The 20608-nt window shown below is 68.0% G+C and carries 19 protein-coding genes; 10 read left to right on the top strand and 9 right to left on the bottom strand.

The annotated features are described in order from the left end of the window. Positions 1–6 precede the first annotated feature (6 nt). The 10 genes from ACWIGI_RS25930 to ACWIGI_RS25885 all read left to right on the top strand — a co-directional run bounded on the left by ACWIGI_RS25930 (position 7) and on the right by ACWIGI_RS25885 (position 10102). Entirely contained in the window at positions 7–936 is a 930-nt protein-coding gene (locus ACWIGI_RS25930; RefSeq protein WP_454205052.1) for an NAD(P)-dependent oxidoreductase, read from the top strand. A gap of 190 nt (positions 937–1126) precedes the next feature. Next, positions 1127–1951 (top strand): amidohydrolase family protein, encoded by an 825-nt coding sequence (locus ACWIGI_RS25925; RefSeq protein WP_454205051.1) that lies wholly within the window; start codon positions 1127–1129, stop codon positions 1949–1951. A 12-nt stretch (positions 1952–1963) separates the two neighbouring features. Next, complete coding sequence (locus ACWIGI_RS25920; RefSeq protein ID WP_454205050.1) at positions 1964–3010, top strand: acyl-CoA dehydrogenase family protein; 1047 nt, start codon at positions 1964–1966, stop codon at positions 3008–3010. A gap of 15 nt (positions 3011–3025) precedes the next feature. After that, on the top strand, positions 3026–4228 hold the full coding sequence (locus ACWIGI_RS25915) for an acyl-CoA dehydrogenase family protein (RefSeq protein WP_454205048.1): 1203 nt from the start codon (positions 3026–3028) through the stop codon (positions 4226–4228). Between the two features lie 20 nt (positions 4229–4248). Then, positions 4249–5913, top strand: a complete 1665-nt coding sequence (locus tag ACWIGI_RS25910) for a thiolase C-terminal domain-containing protein (protein WP_454205047.1) — start codon at positions 4249–4251, stop codon at positions 5911–5913. Further along, positions 5910–6824 carry an alpha/beta hydrolase gene (locus ACWIGI_RS25905; protein ID WP_454205046.1) on the top strand — a complete coding sequence of 305 codons (915 nt, stop codon included), beginning with the start codon at positions 5910–5912 and terminating at the stop codon, positions 6822–6824. The genes ACWIGI_RS25910 and ACWIGI_RS25905 overlap by 4 nt, the downstream gene beginning before the upstream one ends. Further along, the gene (locus tag ACWIGI_RS25900) at positions 6824–7240 is read left to right on the top strand and encodes a Zn-ribbon domain-containing OB-fold protein (protein WP_454205044.1); all 417 of its coding nucleotides are present in this window, start codon (positions 6824–6826) and stop codon (positions 7238–7240) included. The genes ACWIGI_RS25905 and ACWIGI_RS25900 overlap by 1 nt, the downstream gene beginning before the upstream one ends. Positions 7241–7257: 17 nt before the next feature. After that, on the top strand, positions 7258–8406 hold the full coding sequence (locus tag ACWIGI_RS25895) for a thiolase family protein (RefSeq protein WP_454205043.1): 1149 nt from the start codon (positions 7258–7260) through the stop codon (positions 8404–8406). Between the two features lie 53 nt (positions 8407–8459). Further along, complete coding sequence (locus ACWIGI_RS25890) at positions 8460–9470, top strand: aromatic ring-hydroxylating dioxygenase subunit alpha (protein ID WP_454205042.1); 1011 nt, start codon at positions 8460–8462, stop codon at positions 9468–9470. Further along, entirely contained in the window at positions 9467–10102 is a 636-nt protein-coding gene (locus tag ACWIGI_RS25885) for a cysteine hydrolase (protein WP_454205041.1), read from the top strand. The genes ACWIGI_RS25890 and ACWIGI_RS25885 overlap by 4 nt, the downstream gene beginning before the upstream one ends. 71 nt (positions 10103–10173) lie before the next feature. Here the strand turns inward: ACWIGI_RS25885 and ACWIGI_RS25880 are convergent, their stop codons facing one another. The 9 genes from ACWIGI_RS25880 to mftC form a co-directional block, all read right to left on the bottom strand. After that, entirely contained in the window at positions 10174–10476 is a 303-nt protein-coding gene (locus ACWIGI_RS25880) for a hypothetical protein (RefSeq protein ID WP_454205040.1), read from the bottom strand. Next, positions 10473–11990, bottom strand: a complete 1518-nt coding sequence (locus tag ACWIGI_RS25875; RefSeq protein WP_454205039.1) for a class I adenylate-forming enzyme family protein — start codon at positions 11988–11990, stop codon at positions 10473–10475. The genes ACWIGI_RS25880 and ACWIGI_RS25875 overlap by 4 nt, the downstream gene beginning before the upstream one ends. Positions 11991–12064: 74 nt before the next feature. After that, positions 12065–13363: an amidohydrolase family protein gene (locus ACWIGI_RS25870; protein ID WP_454205038.1), complete on the bottom strand. Its 1299-nt coding sequence runs from the start codon at positions 13361–13363 to the stop codon at positions 12065–12067. Positions 13364–13418: 55 nt separating this feature from the next. Then, a complete protein-coding gene (locus tag ACWIGI_RS25865) occupies positions 13419–13577 on the bottom strand; it encodes a DUF1059 domain-containing protein (RefSeq protein WP_454205037.1) in 159 nt (52 codons plus the stop codon). Positions 13578–13707: 130 nt separating this feature from the next. Further along, a complete protein-coding gene (locus ACWIGI_RS25860) occupies positions 13708–15384 on the bottom strand; it encodes an FAD-dependent oxidoreductase (protein ID WP_454205036.1) in 1677 nt (558 codons plus the stop codon). Positions 15385–15569: 185 nt separating this feature from the next. After that, complete coding sequence (locus ACWIGI_RS25855) at positions 15570–16958, bottom strand: wax ester/triacylglycerol synthase family O-acyltransferase (RefSeq protein ID WP_454205035.1); 1389 nt, start codon at positions 16956–16958, stop codon at positions 15570–15572. A 283-nt stretch (positions 16959–17241) separates the two neighbouring features. Next, the gene (gene mftE / locus ACWIGI_RS25850) at positions 17242–17940 is read right to left on the bottom strand and encodes a mycofactocin biosynthesis peptidyl-dipeptidase MftE (RefSeq protein WP_454205034.1); all 699 of its coding nucleotides are present in this window, start codon (positions 17938–17940) and stop codon (positions 17242–17244) included. A 267-nt stretch (positions 17941–18207) separates the two neighbouring features. Beyond that, entirely contained in the window at positions 18208–19380 is a 1173-nt protein-coding gene (mftD, locus tag ACWIGI_RS25845; RefSeq protein ID WP_454205033.1) for a pre-mycofactocin synthase MftD, read from the bottom strand. 33 nt (positions 19381–19413) lie between these two features. Next, positions 19414–20601, bottom strand: coding sequence for a mycofactocin radical SAM maturase (gene mftC, locus ACWIGI_RS25840; RefSeq protein WP_454205032.1), 1188 nt, complete (start codon positions 20599–20601; stop codon positions 19414–19416). Between the last annotated feature and the right edge of the window lie 7 nt (positions 20602–20608).

Here is a 20608-nt window from a genome sequence, read left to right as displayed (position 1 = left end):
TCTGATATGGGGTTGCGAAGGCCCCGCACGGGCTTCGTGAATGCTGTTACTGTTGCCATTACTGGAAATGAGTCGGCCGTGTCTCGGCAGCGGGATCGGTCCGGCCGAGTGGAGAGGCGTGCGCCGATGTCACAGGTCGTGGGTTTTGTCGGAGCCGGTCAGATGGGCGAGCCCATGGTGGTGCGGCTCGTGGAGGCCGGATACCGCACGGTGGTCTACGCGCGCCGGGCCGAGGTACGGGAACGGTTGGCGAACGCTGGTGCGCAGGTCGTGGATTCGGTGCGGGAGGTCGCCGCGTCGGCGGATGTCATCGTGGCGTGCCTGTTCTCCGACGGGCAACTCACCGAGGTGCTGGACGGTCCCGACGGAGCGCTGGCCGCGGCCCGCCCGGGCGCGGTGGTCATCTCGCACACCACCGGCGCGGTGTCGACCATCAGGGAGTTGGCCGCGCGGCGGGCGGACGGGCCGGTCCTGCTGGACGGGCCCGTCAGTGGATCGGCCGCGGATATCGCGAAGGGTGAGTTGACGGTCCTGCTCGGCGGCCCGGACGAGGCGGTGGCCCGCGCGCGTCCCGTCCTGGCCAGTTACGCGAGCACCATCATCGCGACCGGCGCGCTCGGCAGCGCGCTCGGCGTCAAGCTGGTCAACAACGCGTTGTTCGCCGCGAACGCCCAGCTGGTCGCGGTCGCGGCCGAGGTGGGCAGGCAACTCGGTATCGAGAAGGATCAGCTCCTCGACGCGCTGTCGGCGGCGAGCGGCAACAGTTTCGCGGCCGAATCAATCCGCCGCACAGGCGGTTTCGGGAAGTTCGAGAAGCTCGCCGGTCCCTTTCTGAAGAAGGACGTGGCGGCCTGCCTGGCCGCGACCACCGAGCTCGGGGTGGATCTGGGCGTGCTCGGCACGGCGATCGAGGCCGGGCCGTTCGAGCTCGTGTGATCCCGGGCGCCGCCGCGCTGGATCGTGCGCGGAATTGCCCGGACAACACTTGATTTCAGACTTACTGTTACGTATACAGTATTTGTATCTGTTTATCGCTGTAGTGGCCGGCGCCCCGGTGTGTGGCGACCGGCGTCGTGGCTTCGGGATCACCGCGCTGCCGTGAACACCGGGCGGAAGGAATCGGAGCATGAGCGAACGCAAGGTCAACGACTGTCTGGTCAATGTGCACTTCGGGGAAATGGAACAGCCCGCCTGGATGCTCAAGGTCCGTGACGACTACTTCAAGGGCGGCAACTCGATGTACGCCCCGGTCGAACTCGACGCCCTCCTCGAGGAGATGGACGAGCAGGGCGTCGAGAAGGCCGTGCTGATGTACTCGATGGTCAAACCGTCGGCGACGGCGCTGAAGTTCGCCGAGCAGCGGCCGGACCGATTCTCCCTGGCGGTCAACGGAGTCGACCTGCTGCGGCCGGTCAAGTCGCTGCGGGAGTTGTCCGCGCTCGTGCGTGATCTGCCCGTCAGCTACACCACCACCGGACCCAGTTTCTGGGGCGACGGCCGGTATCCGCCGACCGACGCCGTGTACTACCCGCTCTACTACAAGTGCGCGGAACTCGGACTGCCGCTGTGCATGAACACCGGCATCCCCGGCCCGCCGATTCCCGGTGAAGTGCAGAACCCGATCTACCTCGATCGTGTCTGCTACCAGTTCCCGGAACTGCGGCTGTGCATGATCCACGGCGCCGACCCGTGGTGGGACACCGCCATCCGGCTGCTCATCAAATACGAGAACCTGCGCCTGATGACTTCGGCCTGGTCGCCGAAACGCTTGCCGGACAGCCTCATCCACTTCATGCGGACCCGGGGCAAGAAGAAAGTGATCTTCGGATCGGACTGGCCGGTGCTCGCCATGCGCCGGGTGGTGCCCGAGGCCCTCGCCCTCGATCTGCCCGCCGATGTGCTCGACGACTACCTCTACAACAACGCTCAGGAATTCTTCTTCGGCGGCTAGGAGCAAACCACCATGGACCGTTACGAATTGCGCAGGCAGGACTATTCGCTGTCCGCCGATCAGACCGAACTGCAGGCCGTCTACGCGAAGTTCTTCCGCTCGCGCAGTCCCCTCGACACCGTCCGGGCCGCCGAGGAATCCGGGTTCGACCGGGATCTGTGGGAACAGTTGTGCGCCACCGGCGCCACGACCATGGCCCTGCCCGAATCCGTCGGCGGTGACGGTGCGACCCTGGTCGAGTTGTCGCTGGTCGCCGAGGAACTCGGCCGTGCGCTCGCGCCGGTGCCGTGGATCGATCACATCTGCGCCGCCCGCCTGCTCCAGCGGCTCGGCGCCCTCACCGCGGATGACGGCGGCGATATCGCCGAGGGCAGGCGTCTGCTCGCGCTCGACACCCGCGTCGATGCCGCGACCGGACGCCGGCTCATCGGTGCGGGCGCGGTCGCCGATCGGATCATCGTCCGAGACGGCGATCGGATCGTGGAAGTGGGTTTCGACGCCAAGCCCGACAAGGTCGCCAATATCGGCAAACTGCCCATGGCATGGGTGGATCCGGCGGCCGCCCAACACCGTTCGGTGCTGGCCGAGGGCCCCGCCGCCCTGGCCGAATACGATCGGGCCCTGGACGAATGGCGTGTGCTCACCGCGGCCGCCCTGGTCGGCCTCGTCGAGGAAACCCTGCGTATCGCTGCGGAATTCGCCACCACTCGCTACACGATGGGCGTGCCGATCTCGACGCTGCAGGGCATTTCGCACCCGCTGGCCGATATTGCGATCACCGTCCAGGCGGGCCGCAACCTCACCCGGCGCGCCGCCTGGTTCCTCGAACACGAACCGACCGTGCAGCCCGGCTTGCCCGCCGCGGCCTTCGTCTACATCGCCGAGGCGGCGCCCAGGGCCGCGACGACGGCTACCCATGTTCAGGGTGGCCTGGGGGTGTCCGAGGAATCGGCGGCCTCGTCCTACCTCGTGCGGGCCCGGGGCTGGCCGCTGGCCGCCGGTGACCTCGGGGCCAGCGCCGTGCAGGTCGCCGAACTCTTCGCCGCGGCGACCGCCTAGAAACGGAGTAAGAACATGGATTTCTCACGCGTCGAACTGTCCGACGACGATCAGCGATTCCTCGACGAGGCACGGGAATTCCTGACCACCCACGTCACCGACGACGTACGCCGTCGCGACCGCGAGACCGGCGACAACTTCGACGAAGCCGTGCACCTCGCGCTCGGCGCGGCAGGCCGGCTCACCGACGAGATGACCAGCGAGAGCGACGGCGGGCCCAACCGGCTCCGCAAACGCCTGTGGGACCTGGAGAAGCGTCGCGCACACACCCCGTGGGTCACCTGGGGCACGACCGCCATCGTGGCGGCCTCGGTGCGTTCGCACGGCAGTGCGGAACTGCGGGCCGAGGTGCTGCCGGGGGTGGAGAGCGGCGAGATCAGGCTGTGCCTGGGCTACACCGAACCGGAGGGCGGATCCGATGTCGCCATGTGCAAGACCAAGGCGGTGCGCGACGGTGATCACTGGGTGATCAACGGCTCGAAGATGTTCACCACCGGCGCGCACAACTGCCAGTACGTCTTCCTCATCACCAACACCGACCCCGAGGCGCGTAAACACAAGAGCCTCACCATGTTCCTGGTTCCGCTGGATTCCCCGGGCATCGAGATCCAGGGCATCAAGACCGTCGACGGCGACCGGACCAACATCGTCTACTACAGCGATGTGCGGGTCGACGACAAGTACCGGCTGGGTGAGGTGAACGAGGGCTGGTCGGTGCTGATGGGTCCGCTCAGCACCGAGCACGGCGTGGTCGACGCGAACGCCGACGGCCTGCAGGACGTGTCGATTCTGGTGCACCAGGGCACCCAGATGGCGACCGCCGTCGATCGGATCACCGCGATCGCCGCGCAGCCGGGGCCCGATGGGCAGCGGCTCCTGGACGACCGGTCGGTCGCACTTCGATTGGGCCGCAGCATCGCCCGGGTGGAGGCCGCGCTGTCCGCGCCCCACATGTTCGGCCGGGTCGCCATCGCCCAGACCATGCGCGATGTCTCCCCGGACCTGATGGACATCCTCGGGCCCGCCGCCGCGTTGCCGATCGACACCGATGGCGCGGCCGACAACGGCGGCATGGAACACATCTTCCGGTGGGCGCCGCTGTGCGGTATCTACGGCGGCACCCTCGAGGTGTTCCGCAACATGATCGCCCAGCACGTCCTCGGTCTCGGCAGGCCCGCCTACGCGCCCCTCGCCAAGCCGCGGGGCGCGGCGAGCTGATCGGCTCGGAGGGAGTTCCCGTGACCGAGGACACCCGTCGGCTGCCACCGCCGACGACGCCGGAGACCGAATTCTATTGGGCCTCCGGCGCCGACGGGCGGCTGCGTTTTCGGCAGTGCCGATCATGCACCGCCCTGATCCACCCACCGCGCCCGGTCTGCCGGTACTGCCGGGGCACGGACTTCGACATCCGCGTCGTGTCCGGCTACGGCACGCTGATCGGATTCACCGTCAACCATCGCTTCTCGGTACCGGGTCTGCCGGCGCCGTACGTGGTCGCCCAGGTCGCGATCGAGGAGGACACCCGGGTTCGGCTGACCACCAACATCATCGGCGCCGACCCGGGCGACCTGGTGCTCGGACAGCGCGTCACCGTGGCGTTCCAGCAGGCGGGCACGACCTGGCTGCCGCTGTTCCGTCCGGTGGAATCGACCGCGGGAGAACCGATGTCGGAGATACCCGGCGATCCGGTCGAACCCGAACGGGTGCGCGAGGTGCGTACGGCCCGGGTGACCGGGGACAAGTTCGAGGACCGGGTGGCGATCACCGGAATCGGCCGGTCCGCCCTGGGTCGCCGGCTGCTGGTGGATCCGCTGGCGCTGACCGTGCAGGCCTGCCGGGCGGCCGTCGAGGACGCCGGACTGTCCTTCGACGACATCGACGGCCTGTCGACCTATCCCGGATCGGGTGACTTCGGACCGTTCGGCGAGGGCGGGATCACCGCGGTGGAATCCGCACTGGGCCTGTGCCCGACCTGGCACAACGGTGGCGCGGAGACGTTCGGACCGGGCGGGTCGGTGATCGCGGCCATGCTCGCGGTGGCCTCCGGCCTCGCCCGGCACGTCCTGTGCTTCCGGACGGTGTGGGAATCCAGTTACGGCGAACTGGTCCGCACGGGCCGGCTCACCCCGTCGGGCGGCATCACCGACCCCTGGCTGGTGCCCTTCGGCGCGGTGTCGGCCGCGCACCTGCTTGCGCAGACCGCGCAACGGCACTTCCATCGCTACGGCACCGATCGCGAAACCCTCGGCTGGATCGCGCTCAACCAGCGCGCCAACGCGGCGCTCGACCCGACCGCGATCTACCGCGAGCCGCTCACGATGGACGACTATCTGTCGGCGCGGCCGATCACCACACCGTTCGGGCTCTACGACTGCGATGTGCCGTGCGACGGCGCCGTCGCCGTCATCGTCTCCGCTCGCGACACGGCGGCGGATCTGGCGCAGCCGCCGGTTCTGGTGGAAGCGGTCGGCACCCGGATCGCCGAACGCCTGGAATGGGATCAGAGCACCCTCACTCACGAGCCGCAGGTGCTCGGTCAGGCCGCGCACCTGTGGTCGCGCACCGATCTGCGTCCCGGCGATGTGGACGTGGCCGAGCTCTACGACGGGTTCACCTTCAACTGCCTGTCCTGGATCGAAGCCCTCGGCTTCTGCGGTATCGGCGAAGCGAAAGACTTTCTCGCCCAAGGCAAGAACATCGCTCGCGACGGGGTGCTGCCGCTGAACACCCACGGCGGTCAGCTCTCGCACGGCAGAACACACGGCATGGGCCTGATCCACGAGGCGATCACCCAGCTGCGCGGGCAGGCCGGACCGCGCCAGGTCTCGGACGCCCGCGTCGCGGTTGTCAGCAGTGGGGGACTGACCCCCAGCGGAGTGATGTTGTTGCGGAGGGACACATGAGCATCGAGCGGAATCCGGACCACACGGACGTGGTGAGCGCCCGCACGATCGACGTGGGCGGCGTGCGGTTCTCGGCACTGTGCGCCGAGGTCGACAACCCGCGAGCGGTCGTGCTCGCCCTGCACGGCGGCGCCACCACCGCCCGGTACTTCGATCTCCCGGACCACCCGTGGCTGTCGCTGCTGCGGCTCGGGGCGCGGCTGGGATTCACCGTGCTCGCGCTCGACAGGCCCGGGTACGGCGCGTCGGCGCCCTGGGACAGATCCTTCGACGCGCCGGAGCGACGGGTCGACGCGACCTTCGCGGCGCTCGACGCGCTGCTCGGCGAAAGCCCGCGCGGGGCAGGGGTATTCGTGTTCGGCCACTCGGCCGGTTGTGATCTGGCCGCCCGGCTGGCCGCGGACCCGCGCGGCGACGACCTGCTCGGGCTCGAGCTGGCGGGTACGGGCGTGGACAAACAACCCGAGGCCATCGCGATCATCGAGGAGATCCACCGGACCCGGCGCTCGGGCGCCATCCGGGACCTGCTGTGGAGTCCGCCGAACGGCTACCCGGACGAGGTGCTCGGCGGCCGGTCGCTCTCCTCGGATACCCCGTTCTACGAGACCGTGGTCGTGCGGCAATGGCCCGCCGACTTCCCGGTGCTGGCCGAGCGGGTGCGAATCCCGGTGCGGCTCACCCAGGCCGAGCACGAACGGGTCTGGCGCACGGACCCCGGCGCGGTCGCCGAACTGGCGGCCCTGTTCGCCGCCGCGCCCCGGGTCGTATCCCACGAACAAGCCGGCTGCGGCCACAACGCGAGCGTCGGGTTCGGCGCCGCGGGTTACCACCTCGGCCTCCTCGGCTTCGTCGAGGAATGTGTCGTGCGGGCCGGGGACCTCGTGACGAATTCGATGAGAAGGAACGACTGATGCAGAGAATGATCGCCCCCGAGATCTCCACCTGGCCGGAGCCGGACTTCCAGTTGATCGCCGGATCGTGCGCGGACTGCGGCGCCGCCGTCTTCCCGGTGCAGGACCTGTGCCCGCGCTGCAGCAAGCCCGCGATCGAGCCGGTCGCCCTGCCGCGCACGGGCACCCTGATCGCCTGGACCACCCAGGGATTCCTGCCCGGCGCACCCTATCTCGGCGACGAGACCGCGGAGACGTTCGTCCCGTTCGGGGTCGGACTGGTCCAGCTCGGGGACACCATCAGGGTCGAAGGACGACTTACCGAAAACGATCCCGCCGCTTTGACATTCGGGATGCGGGTCGAGCTGACCAGCGTCCCGCTCGGTACCGATGCCGAAGGCAACGAGGTCCTCACCTTCGCCTTCCAGCCCGCCTGACGAACGGACGAACAGAGATGACCAACGACGTCGCGATCATCGGTGTGGGTATGCACCCGTTCGGTCGCTTTCCCGGCAAGACAGCCATGCAGATGGGGACCGACGCGATCCGCGCGGCCCTGGCGGACGCGGGCCTGGAGTGGCGAGACATTCAATTCGCGGTGGGCGGCAGCTGGGAGGTCGCCAATCCCGATGCCATCGTCTCGCTGATGGGTCTGACCGGAATTCCCTTCACCAACGTGTTCAACGCGTGCGCCACGTCGGCGTCGGTGACCGAGGCCTGCGCGGACGCCATCGCACTCGGAAAGTACGACATCGGCATCGCGATCGGCATGGACAAGCATCCGCGCGGCGCGTTCACCGTCGATCCCACGCTCGTCGGCATGCCGAAGTGGTACGGCGAGAACGGCCAGTACCTGACCACCCAGTTCTTCGGTATGAAGGCCAATCGCTACCTGCACGAGCACGGCATCTCGGTGGACACCCTGGCCAAGGTGGCGGCCAAGAACTACCGCAACGGTGTGCTCAATCCGAATGCCTTCCGCCGCAAGCCGGTTGCCGAGGCGGACATCCTCGCCGCACCCATGCTCAACTACCCGCTGACCCACTACATGTTCTGTGCGCCCGACGAGGGCGCCGCGGCGGTGATCATGTGCCGGGCCGACATCGCGCACCGGTTCACCAGCAAGCCGATCTATGTCCGGGCGGTCGAGGTGCGCACCCGCACCTACGGCGCCTACGAGGTGAACACCACCTACGCGCCCGTGGAGGAGGTCGCGTCGCCATCGGTGTTCGCGGCGCGCGCGGCCTTCGAGTCCGCCGGGATCACGCCCGCCGACATCGACGTGGTGCAGCTGCAGGACACCGACGCGGGCGCCGAGGTCATCCACATGGCCGAAGCCGGCTTCTGCGCCGACGGCGAGCAGGAGCGGCTGATCGCCGAGGGCGCCACCGAGATCTCGGGGCGGCTGCCGGTGAACACCGACGGCGGGCTCATCGCGAACGGGGAACCCATCGGCGCGTCCGGCATGCGCCAGCTGCACGAACTGGTCCTGCAGCTGCGCGGCACCGCGGGTGAACGGCAGGTCGCCGGGGAACCGAAGGCGGGCTTCGCGCTGCTCTACGGTGCGCCGGGTACCGCGGGCGCCACCATCGTCACGACCTGAGCGCGGGCGACGGCGCGACATCACCGAAACCACATCGGGCACCGGAGGTATCCGTGAAAGTACCCTTCACCTGGAAGGTCACCGGCTGGTTCATGGTCGGCTGGTCGGCGGAGTTCGTACGGGGAGAGACCAAGCCGCTGCACTACTTCGGCGAGGACCTCGTCGCCTACCGCGACGACGCCGGGCTGGTGCACATCCTCACCGGACACTGCAAGCATCTGGGCGCGCACCTGGGCCACGGTGGCAAGGTGGTCGGCGATTGCGTCGAGTGCCCGTTCCACGGCTGGCGGTGGGGCCCGGACGGCAGGAACCGGCACATCCCCGGGGAGGACCGCGTCAACCGCGGCCTGCGGCTGCGGGTGTACCCGGTGAACGAGCAGAACGGGTGTGTCTTCATGTGGCATCACCCCGAAGGGAACCCGCCGTCCTGGGAGATGCCCGACATTCTGCGAATGTTCCCGGAGCTGGGATCCGACGCGGTCGACTACTACCGGCCGTATCCCGAGTTCTCCAGCAAGACCGAGCGCGAGCCGGTGCATCCGCAGGTCGTGCTCGAAAACGGCCCGGACAGCTTGCATTTCGAGTACGTCCACGGTGCGACCGTCACCCCGCAGATGCTCGATTACAGCGCGGTCGACCACACCTGGAACTTCCTGACCGGCTGGCCCGACGCGCGCAGCGACGATCCGGGCAAGATGGCGCTCAAGATCCACGCGCAGATGTTCGGGCTCGGCGGCTCGATCAGCGCGTTCGAGGGATCGTCGCGGCATCGGCTGATCTTCGCCACCACGCCGGTCGACGACGAGTCATCGGATCTGTTCTATTCGATCTGGTGGCCGCGCGAGCCGGGCGACGATTCCGAGGTTCCCCCGCCGAAGGTCCGGGAACGGGTGGAGCGGCAGTTCCTGGTCACCGTGTGGGAGGACCTGAGCATCTGGCGTTACCAGAAGTACGTGGAGCGCCCGCCGCTCTCGCCGAAGGACGCCAAACCGTATCTGTCCCTGCGTAAATGGGCGACACAGTTCTACGATGTGCCGCCCGCGGACGCGCAGGCGCGGGTATGACGGCCGGCTCGGGAACAACTCGCAGGTCCCTGGCGGACCTGGTGTCGCCCCGCCGGACCGCGATCGTCACCCAGGAGCTCCAGGGCGCGGTCGTCGGCGCGGAGGCGGGGCTGCGCGCGCTGGCCGACGAAGCCCGGGTGACCGCGTTGCCGGCGATCGGCACACTGCTGCCGGCCGCCCGCGCCGCCGGTGTCCGCGTGGTGCACTGCCTGGTCTGGCGCAGGCCCGATGGCCTGGGGTCCAATCACAACGCGAAGCTGTTCGCCCTCGGTGCGCGGGGTGTGCGCTTGGACCCGGGCACCGAAGCCACCGAGCTGCTGCCCGAATTCGGGCCCGAGCCGGGGGATCTGGTGTTGCGGCGCCGGCACGGGCTCGGTCCGATGGGTGGCACCGACCTCGACGCGGTGTTGCGCAATCTCGGGGTCACCACGGTGATAGCGGTCGGTGTCTCCCTGAACGTCGCTATCCCGAACCTGGTCATGGACGCGGTCAACGCGGCCTACGACGTGGTCGTGCCCCGGGACGCCGTGGCCGGCGTCCCGCGCGAGTACGGCGACGCGATCATCGACAACACGTTGTCGATGATCGCCACGGTCACCACGACCCGGGAACTGCTTGCCGCCTGGGACTGACGTTCACGCCTGCGAAACGCCGATGGCGCTCCCGCACCAGAAGCGGGGAGCGCCATCGGCGTTCGCGTGGGTCAGTCGCTCGAGGGCAGTTGCTTGGCCTGCTTGAGGTCGAGCGGCACCGCGTCGACGGCGAGGGTGCCCGCCCCCGCCTTGGTGACCAGAATTTCGGCGCCGGTGGTGTGCACATACCGCTTGCCCACCGCGTTTCCCGCGGCGAACGCGGGATCGATGTGTGTGTCGGCGTCCTTGTCCTCGCCCAGCACCACCATGGGTGCGCCCCCGCACCACAGATCGTCGATGGCGCCGGTGGCCTTGATGACGATGACCTGCGTATCGCAGACCTGGCTCTCGAGGCGGGTTCCGCTGGTGATCACAATGCTCCTCGCAGGGTTGCCGCGCCCGAGAGTTCGTCGACGAGCTCTCGGCGCAGGATCTTGCCGGTTGGATTGGTCGGCAGTTCGGTACGGAAGACGACCCGGTCGGGTGTGCGTGAGCCGCGCAGATTGGCTCGCACGTGGTCGCGCAGTCGCTCCGCGTCGGGTGTCGTGCCGGGGACGGGCACGACGACGGCGACCAGGATCTGCCCCCACTGCTCGTCGGGCAGGCCGACGACGGCCACCAGGGCCACCTCGGGATGCTCGACGAGAACGTCTTCGAGTTCGGCGGGCGCGATGTTCTCCCCGCCGCGAATGATGGTGTCGTCCGAGCGTCCACCGATGAACAGGTAGCCGTCGGCGTCGAGGGAAGCCAGATCCCTGGTCGGGAACCACCCGTCGGCGTCGAGCGCCGAGCCGAGGCCGCGGTAGACCCCGGACACCTGAGGCCCGCGGACGTACAGCTCGCCGGTCTCGCCGGGCGGCAGCACTGTCCCGTCGTCCCCGCGGATCTCGAGTTCGATCCCCGGCACCGCCCGGCCGACCGAACCGAGCCTGCGGGCGACCGCGGGATCGGTTGCGGTGAAAGCGATCCGGTGGTCCTCCGGTGTCGATATCGCGATCGTCGAACTGGTCTCGGTGAGCCCGTAGGCGTTCACGAGCCCGACCTCGGGCAGCAGTTCCAGGGTCGCGCGAACCAGGGGCAGCGGAGCCCGGGAACCGCCGTAGGCGAGTGTGCGCAGGCTCGGCAGTTCGGTCCCGGGCGCCGCGCGCAGTGCGGTGACGATGCGGTCGAGCATCGTCGGCACGACCGTGGCGTTGGTGACCGACTCCGCGCGAACCATGTCGATCCAGCGCTGGGCCTCGAACTGGCGCAGGTACACCGTCGTTCGGCCGGCGTAGAGATTCGACAGGGCGGCACTCACACCGGCGATGTGGTACGGCGGGACGCAGACCAGGGCCGCGTCGCCCGGCTCCGCGGAGTCGAAATCGACGGCGCCGGTGATGTAGCTCGTCAGATTGCCGTGGGTGAGTTCCACCGCTTTGGGTTGTGCGGTCGTGCCCGAGGTGAACAGCAGTACCGCGGTGTCGGTGGGATCGGGCTCGGTCAGCACCGGGTTGCTCGACCCTTCGCGGACCGCGGCGCAGAAGAGCGCGGAGCTGATCACCTGTGCGCCGGCTCCCGCGACGATGTCGGTGTACGCGGCGTCGGCGACGATCAGCGGGTTGGGAAGCCGCTCGATGAGTTCGTGCAGTGCGCCGGCGCCGAGGCGGTAGTTCAGCGGGGTGAACGCGCGGGCGGCCCGCGCGGACCCGAACAACAGGAGGGGCAGCATGATTCCGCCGGTACCGACATAGGCGACATGGCTGACACCTGCCGAGTCGATCAGGCCCGCGGCGCGATCGGCGAGATCGCTCAGTTCGGCCACGGTGGTCTCGGTGCCGTCCGAGACGACGGCGTTCTGGTCGGGCCTGGTGGCCGCGGCCATCTCCAGGAGCACGGAAATGCTCAACTCTCACCCCATCGGTTCACATCGGGTGGCCACCCCGGAACGCGATTCCCAGGGTGGCGCGCGGTCGCGAGAAGTCAGCTCGCGGTGTGTGCGGTGGCCGCCTTGATCTGGGCGGAGAAGGCGGCCAGTTTGTCCTCGGCCGAGGTCGACTTGTGACTGCGGGACTTGATGCTGACGTCGTGGCCCGCCGCGGCCGCGCGCAACGCGCCGACGGTCGCCTGTTCGCGGGGGACGTGCTGGAAGGGGTCGAAGTTGTACCAGCGCATGGAGTTCAGATGGGTCATCTTGTCGATCTCGTCGTCGGGAACGTTCTCCCTGGCGAGCAGGTCCCAGAGGACTTCGGGGGCGTCCGGCCACATGGAGTCGCTGTGCGGGTAGTCCATCTCCCAGGCGATGTTGTCGATACCGATGTCGTGGCGCAGCCGGACTCCGACGGGGTCGCTGATGAAACAGGTCAGGAAATGGTCGCGGAAGACATCGGACGGCTTCTTGCCGCCGAAGTCCTGCAGGGTCCAGGTCGAGTGCATCTCGAACGTCCGGTCGACCCGTTCCAGGAAGTACGGGATCCAGCCGGTGCCGCCCTCGGACAGCGCGATCTTCAGATCCGGGTAGTCCTTGACCGGCCGTGACCACAGCAGATCGGCCGCCGCCTGCACGATGTTGAGCGGCTGCAGCGTGATCATCACGTCCGGCGGGGAGTCGACCGCGGGAATGGACAGCCGGCCCGAGGATCCGATGTGCACGTTGAGGACGGTCTCGGTGTCGACGAGCGCCTTCCAGAGCGGATTCCAGAACGGGTCGTGGAAGCTGGGATAGCCGAGCGCCGCCGGGTTCTCGCTGAAGGTCAGCGAGTGGACGCCCTTGTCGGCGACGCGGCGGACTTCCGCGGCGCAGAGTTCGGCGTCCCAGATGACCGGAAGCGCCATGGGGATGAAGCGGCCGGGGTAGGCGCCGCACCATTCGTCGATGTGCCAGTCGTTGTACGCGCGGACGAGCGCGAGCGAGAAGTCGGAGTCCTCCGTGGCGAAGAGCCGACCGGCGAACCCGGGGAAGGAGGGGAAGTTCATGGACGCGAGGATGCCGCCGGCGTTCATGTCCTTGATGCGTTCGTGGACGTCGAAGCAGCCGGGCCGGATCTCATCGAGACCGTCCGGCTCGAGGCCGTACTCCTCTTTGGGGCGTCCGGCGACGGCGTTCAGGGCGACGTTGGGGATGACGGTGTCGCGAAAGGTCCAGACGTCGGCGCCGTCGGGAGTGTGCACGAGGCGCGGTGCGTCGGCGGCGTACTTGGCGGGAAGGTGGTTTCGGAACATGTCCGGCGGCTCGATGATGTGGTCATCGACGCTGATCAGGACCATATCGTTCTTGTCCACGAACACTACTCCTAATGGTGAGACTGTAATGCTTACTATATAGAGTTCGACCTGTTCAGTAGGCCAGGAAGAGGATCTGTTCCCTGGTGTAGCTGTGGTCGGGATGTCGCTCGGCCAGATGCTCTCGGGCCCGTTCGATGAGGTCGTCCTCGTCGATCCCGGTCAGCCATTCCCCGCACGGGCAGGAGAGATTGCGCTTCTGGAAGTCGGTCACGGGGTCGCCCCGTTCTCGGTGTGGAGTTGTCCGGGCATCGCTGCTTCTCTCCAGGGTCTCGCCGGTTGGTTCACAGTATACGGAAACTCTTACAGTTAGCCATCCTGGAAATATCTACAGCCGTGGCGGCCTACTGTGATGCGGTTGCCGCGGCGCGCAATTCGGGCCGGGTTGCCAGTTTGACCCGGGGCCTGCCCGTGGCGGCGCCGGCGGCGCGTTCGGCGCGGTCGATCGCCGCCCAGCCCCGGCTCCCGACTCGGTCGGGCCTCCGGGTCGCGAGCAGCTTCGCGAACGCGTCGCGATCGAGCACCGGGGCGGCCAGGCGTCCCGCGGTGAAATCGGCCAGGATGGCCTCGACCGTCTCCTGCGCGTCGACACGATTCGTGCCGATGACGCCCTGCGCCCCGCGTTTGATCCAGCCGGCCACATAGACCCGTTCCACCGGTGTGCCGTCGCCGTCCACGACCCGGCCACGTTCATTGGGTATCACCCCGCGTGCGATATCGAAGGGCAGATCCCGGTGCGGGACACCGCGATACCCGACCGAGCGCAGTACCAGGCCGGCCGCCAGCTCCTCGGTGCGGCCGGTGGGGCGGGCGCGCGGACCCCCGTCGCCGTCGACGAGCTCGTTGTGGACCAGGTGGACTGTGTCGACCTTGCCGTCGCCGGTGAGCGCGCTCGGGGAGGCGAGATAGCGGAAGACGATCCGCCGATGTCCCGGTGTCGTTCGTGTGCCGGAATAGCGCTGTGCCAGAGCGTATCTCATTTGCAGCGCCGGTTCGGCCGCGGGATCGTCGAGCTGGGCACGGCTGCGGGGATCCAGCTCGAGGTCGGCCGCGTCGATGAGGACGTCGACACCGTCGAGGTGGCCCAGCGCGAGGAACTCCGGACCCGTGTAGGCCGCTTGGAGCGGGCCCCGCCGCCCGATGAGGACGACCTCGGTGATGCCACTCGTCCGCAGGGCCGCGAGCGCGTGCTCGGCGATGTCGGTGCGCCGCTCGAGCTCCTCCGGTCGCGACGTCAGGATCCTGGCCACGTCGAGCGCGACGTTGCCGTTGCCGATGACGACGGCGCGGGGACCCGAGAGGTCGAACGCACGGTCGGCGTAGTCGGGATGCCCGTTGTACCAGGCGACGAACTCCGTGGCGGAGTGCGAGCCGGGCAGATCCTCGCCCGGAATGTCGAGCCTGCGGTCGTCGGAGGCGCCGACGGCGTACAGCACGGCGTGGTGACCGGCCAGCAGTTCGTCGTGCGAGATATGCAGGCCCACTTCGGTGTCGAGATGAAGGTCGACGCAGTCCCGGCGCAGGACCGATTCGAATCGCTTCGCCACCGCCTTGGTGCTCTGGTGATCCGGCGCCACACCGGAGCGAAGGAGTCCCCACGGGGTGGGCAGGCGATCGAAGATATCGATCTCGGTGCTGCATCGCCGCAGCAGTTCCTCGGCGGTGTAGAAGGCAGCCGGTCCGGCTCCGACGATGGCCACGCGCAGCGGTCCGAGCTCCTTCGGCACCCGGGCCGGCGCCGATACGGGTGCGGCCTCGGTGAGTGGATGGCGCCGGAAGTACGCCGCGTTGATCTCGGTGAATTCGCCCAGTACGTCGGGCAATTCGTCTTCGGCGAAAACGGCGTCCACCGGGCAGGCTTCGGTGCACGCTCCGCAGTCGATGCAGGTGTCGGGGTCGATGTAGAGCATCTCCGCGGTGGCGAACTCGGGGTCTTCCGGCCGTGGCCGGATGCAGTCGACCGGGCAGTCGGCGACACAGCTGCCATCGTTGCAGCAACGCTGGGTGATGACGTATGCCATGGAATGCGCTCCTCGGTGCGGGGTCACACGGTCCGGTCGCCGATCGCCGCCGAGTCGGCCGGGATGCGTGAACTAATTACTGTTGAGCTTACAGTAATAATCACAGAGATGGTGCGCGAGCCACCTCCGGACCCGCAGGGCACGCCGGAGGTGGCACGAACAGGCACGGTCGAGCGGGCCGGTGACTATTCCCGGTCGAGCAGTTCGCCGAGTGCGTCGTTCAGGTATTCCGCGATGCTCCACACATCGGGAACCACGTCGGTGCACGCGAGGATCCCGAAATCGAGGTGGCCGTCGAAGGACATGACGGTGATGTTGAGGCCGCCGGTCACGTCCATGAGCAGCGAGATCGGGTAGCACCCCGCCACGGGGATGCCCCGGACGTACAGGGGGAACTGTGGTCCGGCGACATTCGAGATGAGGATGTCGGCCATCGGCAACACCGGCGTCGCGGCGGCCAGCATCGCCTTGGTGAGTGCGCCGTGCAGCAGCGGTGTCAGCAGTGCGGTGGCTTCGCGCAGCATCGAGGGCGGCGTCGAATGGAAACTCGCCTTCGCGCTGAGGAGTTCGTCCCGTTGCAGCTTCATCCGGTGGTGCGGATCGGATTCCTTGATCGGCAGGTCGCACATCATGAGCGAGAACTCGTTGTTCGATGCGGACGACTCTTCGAGGGCGCGCAGAGATATGGGCAGCACCGCGACCAGGGGGCGTTCCACGGGTGCGGCGTGCGCGATGAGCCAGCGGCGCAACGCGGAGGCGCACAGCGCCATGACGACGTCGTTGACGGTGGCGTCGTGGCGATTCTTGATCGCCTTCACATCGGCCAGCGGCAGTGAGGTGAAGGCGTAGCTCCGCTTCGCGGTATTGGGCCTGTTGAAGGGAAGATCGTTGGGCGGCAACCGGAATCCGGTCGCCATGCGAAACAGGCTCGGCGCGATCCTGGGCAGGGACAGGACGCGATCGAGTTGGCGGGTGAGTACGTTCGGGATGGTGCGGGCGATCATTTCGACGGTGCCGAGGGTGCGCGCCGGTGCTATCTCCGCGGCGGGCGCGGATTCGGGTTGTGCCTCGGGATCGACGTCGAAGAGCGCCGCCATGATCTCCGCTCCGTTGGTGCCGTCGATCACCGCGTGATGGACCTTGATGTAGATCGCCTGCTGTCCGCGCGGCAACCCGGAGATGAGATAGCACTCCCACAGCGGTCGCGAGCGCTCCAGCGGTATCGCGTGCAGCTCGGCCACGAACTCGGCCAGGTCGGTGCCGGACAGCGGAGCGTCGCGGATGTGGTGATCGAGATCGAGGTCCGCGCAGTCCTCCCAATACGGCACGTCGACGCCCAGCGGCACGGTGCGCAATCGCCAGCGCAGCTGCGGTGAGACCGATATTCGGCTCGCGATGAGCCGGCGCAGCTGGCCGACCTGCAGCGGTCCCCCCTTCGCACCGTGTGAATCCAGCATGGTGATGGCCCCGATATGCATTGGGGTGGTGCTTGTTTCGGTGTGCAGCAACTGCAGGTCCATCGAGCCGAGTTGGCGCGGTGCGGTGGTGACGCGGGTCTGATCGGACGAAGTCATTGGAGTCCCCCAGGGCTCGGATGCTGTCGCGGAACGAGTGTGCCGACGTCGACGGCCGGCATGCGCGCACGGGCGTACGCCAACCGCTGCCGGGTTGTTCCTGATGTGTGACCAATTCGTGCATCGCGGCACGAGCGCAATCCGGCCCGAGGCCGGAGACGGCGAGTGAACGCCGAGATTCCGAGCCTAGTGCATCGGCTCGCTCGGCGACACCTGTTGACCGAGTTACTGTTCGCTTTACAGAATTAGTTGCCGCGTAGTGGTTCGGCGATCGCTACCGCGATCACCGCGTGGTCGGCAGGGTGCTGGGAAACCGCTGTGCCGCATGGGCAGCGAGCGATTCGGCCCACCGATCCAGCTGTCGCGTCCCCGCGGTCGGATCAGCGCGCGTGGGATCACCGAGCACGCCGTTGGGACTGACGGCCGCGACACCGTCGCGGCGCATCCGTTCGAGTAGCTCGTCCAGCGGACGGGTGTTTCCGGCCTCCGCGCGATCCATGGCCACCGCATCCGGGCGCAACCGCAGCATGACCGAGGTTTCCGCGTGTCCGGCATGACTGTCGTCCGCTGCTCCGGAAGGCGACCACGCCGAGACGTCGCGCCCTTCGGTGCGCAGCAGTCGTACCGCCGCGTGCAGCGGTGCGATATTGCCGCCGTGGCCGTTCACGAGCAGCACGCCCGCGAAGGCGTCGGCCGATCGCACCAGCTCGACCAGGATCAGTTTCAGGGCGGCCCGGCCGATGGACAGGGTGCCCGGAAAGCTCGCATGCTCGCCACTGGATCCGTACGGAACGGCCGGTGCCACGACAATTGCCGGCAGCGCCGCGGACAGCCGGCGGCACAGCTCCGCCGCGATGTCGGTGTCGGTGGACAGCGGCAGGTGCGGGCCGTGCTGTTCGGTCGCGCCGAGCGGTACCGCGAGGATCATGTGCCGCGCGCGGGCCACCAGGTCGGGTGATCGGAGATCGGCAAGGTCTGTCATGGCCGAATTCGCCTGGCCTCGTGGTGCCCTACCGGTCCGGTTCGCGATGACTCGACCCGCGGGGAGACGGGCGTTCCGGCGACCCATTCGTCGAGCAGTGCCCTGCCCGCCGTCCCGATCCGCACCACCCGGGCCGGTGAGCCGCCGAGTAGCACCCGGCCCTCCGCGAACCGGCGCACACCCGCGTCCAATCGCACCCTCATGACCGGAAGCCGCCGTCGGCGTGCACGACACTGCCGGTGACGGTGGCGACCGGCCTCGCACCCATCACAGCCCCCGGGTGAACCCGTCGGGCACGACCACATCCGCCGCGGTCACGTCGTGGATGGAAGCGTGGCCTAGTCCGTACAGCGTGGAATCGATGCCCTGCCGCAACACTTCGAGGACATTGTGTACCCCGCGTTCGCCATTGGCGGCCATGCCCCAGAGATAGGGTCTGCCGATCATGACCGCGCGGGCGCCCAGCGCTACCGCCTTGACCACGTCGCTGCCGCGCCGCACACCGCCGTCGAGCACGATCTCCACCTGTCCGCCAACGGTTTTCACGATGCTCGGCAGGAGCCGAATCGCGGCGGGCGTGGAGTCGAGATTGTTGCCGCCGTGGTTCGACACCGAGATGGCGGTGGCTCCGATATCGACCGCGCGTTTCGCGTCATCGGGGTGTGAGATCCCTTTGACGAGGAACGGTCCGTCCCACTGCGCGCGCAGCCACGCCAGATCCGCCCAGGTGGGTGGGGGAGTGCCCATCCACTCGCCGTAGGCGCCGAAGAAGGTCGGTCCGGGCTCCCCGCGCCCGGCGAGATTCGGGGTGGTCAGGTCCGGCAGCTTGCCCGAGCGAGTGAACCGCCACAGCCATCCCGGGCGCGCCAGCACCTGCGGTGCGAAGCTCACCGCGGTCCGGAGATCGATGCGTTCGGGCAGGGCCGGGCTGCCCCAGTCCCGCGCCGAGGAGAACACCCAGTCGAGGGTGACGATGACACCTTTGGCCCCGGCTTCGCGGGCGCGCTCGAGCCGGGCGGCCATGGCGTCCTTGCTGCCGAGCCAGTAGATCTGGAAGAAGGTCTTGTCGTTGGCCGCGACGACGTCCTCGATGGGCTTGGAGCCGAAGGACGACAGCCCGAGCGCGGTACCCGATAGGGCTGCGGCCCGGGCGACCCCCACCTCGCCGGCCGGATCGACGGCCTGCACACCGGTGGGGGAGCAGATCACCGGCATCGAGATGTCCTGTCCCAGTACGGTGGTGGACAGGTCCCTGGTGGCGGGCAGGTCGGCGATGTGCGGCCGGAAGCCCAGTTCGGCGAACGCGGCGGCGTTGTCGTCCAGGGTGATTCCGGCTTCGGAGCCCGCCAGCAGCGCCAGATACACCGATCTGGGCACGCGCTTCTTCGCCCGCCGCTGTGCTTCGGCGACGGATTCGAACCAATCACGGGTACTGGCCACTGGGAAATCCTCGTTCTCGTAGTCGAATTCGAATCAGCGCAGGCCGGCCAGCGGGCTGGTGTCGCAGGCGCGATCGGGCGTGGTGTTCGGTGCGGTGGAGGGAATGCCGAGTGCGACGACCGCCCGGCGAGCAGGGCGTGAGTGATCCTTGTCGGGGCGCGGCCGGTCGCCGCCCGCTCCGGCCACCGCCAGGGCCGGTTCGGCATTGCCGCGGACGCATTCGGGATCGGGGCCGTCCAGTGGCAACCCGGTGAAGAACTTGGCCGCCATGCAGCCGCCCCGGCAGGAATCGAAGGCCGAGCACATGGTGCAGGCGCCGCCGGTCTGCGGTTCGCGCAGCCGGGTGAACAATTCCGATGCGCGCCATACCGATTCGAAACCGCCGGCATCGCGGACATTGCCCGCGAGGAACTGATCGTGGATGGCGAACGGGCACGCGTAGACATCACCGACGGGATCGATGAGGCAGACGACTCGACCCGCGCCGCACAAGTTCAGTCCGGGCAGGGGAGTGGAACCGAGTGCGTTGAGGTGGAAGAAGGAGTCCCCCGTCAACACGTTCTCACCGTTGGCCACCAGCCAGTTGTAGAGCTCCAGTTGCTGGCTCGTAGTCGGGTGCAGATCGTTCCAGACATCGGCGCCACGACCCGACGGCCGCAGGCGAGTGATGCGCAATTGCGCGCCGAATCGATCGGCGATGGCCTTGAACTCGTCGAGCTGTGCCACGTTGTGCCGGGTCATCACGACCGAGATCTTGAAATTCTCGAACCCGGCATCGGCGAGATTCTCCATCGCCCGGTAGGCCGTGGCGAAGGAGCCCGCACCCCGCACCGCGTCGTTGACCTCGGCGGTCGCACCGTCCAGTGAGATCTGCACATCGACGTAGTCCGTGGCGGCCAGTTGCCGGGCGCGTTCGGGCGTCAGCCGAACCCCGTTGGTGGAGAACTTGACTCCGATGCCGTTGGCCACGGAGTAGTCCAGTAGTTCCCAGAAGTCCCGGCGCACCGTAGGTTCACCGCCGCCGATGTTGATGTAGAAGACCTGCATCCGGCGCAGTTCGTCGATGACGGCCTTGCACTCGGCGGTGCTGAGCTCACGGGGGTCGCGACGTCCGGAAGAGGACAGGCAGTGGGTGCAGGCCAGGTTGCACGCGTACGTGAGTTCCCACGTCAGGCAGATCGGTGAGTTCAAGCCGTGCTCGAAGTGTTCGACCAGTTTCATGACTTTC

It is taken from the genome of Nocardia sp. NPDC055321 (genome assembly GCF_053645575.1).
This window is presented reverse-complemented; position numbering and strand designations above follow the sequence as displayed.

What these genes read in the sequence shown, in the direction of transcription:
- ACWIGI_RS25900 (WP_454205044.1), top strand. Translation starts at nt 6,824, where the DNA reads ATGCAGAGAATGATCGCCCCCGAGATCTCCACCTGGCCGGAGCCGGAC.
- ACWIGI_RS25885 (WP_454205041.1), top strand. Translation starts at nt 9,467, where the DNA reads ATGACGGCCGGCTCGGGAACAACTCGCAGGTCCCTGGCGGACCTGGTG.
- ACWIGI_RS25920 (WP_454205050.1), top strand. Translation starts at nt 1,964, where the DNA reads ATGGACCGTTACGAATTGCGCAGGCAGGACTATTCGCTGTCCGCCGAT.
- ACWIGI_RS25855 (WP_454205035.1), bottom strand. Translation starts at nt 16,958, where the DNA reads ATGACTTCGTCCGATCAGACCCGCGTCACCACCGCACCGCGCCAACTC.
- ACWIGI_RS25895 (WP_454205043.1), top strand. Translation starts at nt 7,258, where the DNA reads ATGACCAACGACGTCGCGATCATCGGTGTGGGTATGCACCCGTTCGGT.
- ACWIGI_RS25860 (WP_454205036.1), bottom strand. Translation starts at nt 15,384, where the DNA reads ATGGCATACGTCATCACCCAGCGTTGCTGCAACGATGGCAGCTGTGTC.
- mftC (WP_454205032.1), bottom strand. Translation starts at nt 20,601, where the DNA reads ATGAAACTGGTCGAACACTTCGAGCACGGCTTGAACTCACCGATCTGC.
- ACWIGI_RS25930 (WP_454205052.1), top strand. Translation starts at nt 7, where the DNA reads ATGGGGTTGCGAAGGCCCCGCACGGGCTTCGTGAATGCTGTTACTGTT.
- ACWIGI_RS25925 (WP_454205051.1), top strand. Translation starts at nt 1,127, where the DNA reads ATGAGCGAACGCAAGGTCAACGACTGTCTGGTCAATGTGCACTTCGGG.
- ACWIGI_RS25905 (WP_454205046.1), top strand. Translation starts at nt 5,910, where the DNA reads ATGAGCATCGAGCGGAATCCGGACCACACGGACGTGGTGAGCGCCCGC.
- ACWIGI_RS25915 (WP_454205048.1), top strand. Translation starts at nt 3,026, where the DNA reads ATGGATTTCTCACGCGTCGAACTGTCCGACGACGATCAGCGATTCCTC.
- mftE (WP_454205034.1), bottom strand. Translation starts at nt 17,940, where the DNA reads ATGACAGACCTTGCCGATCTCCGATCACCCGACCTGGTGGCCCGCGCG.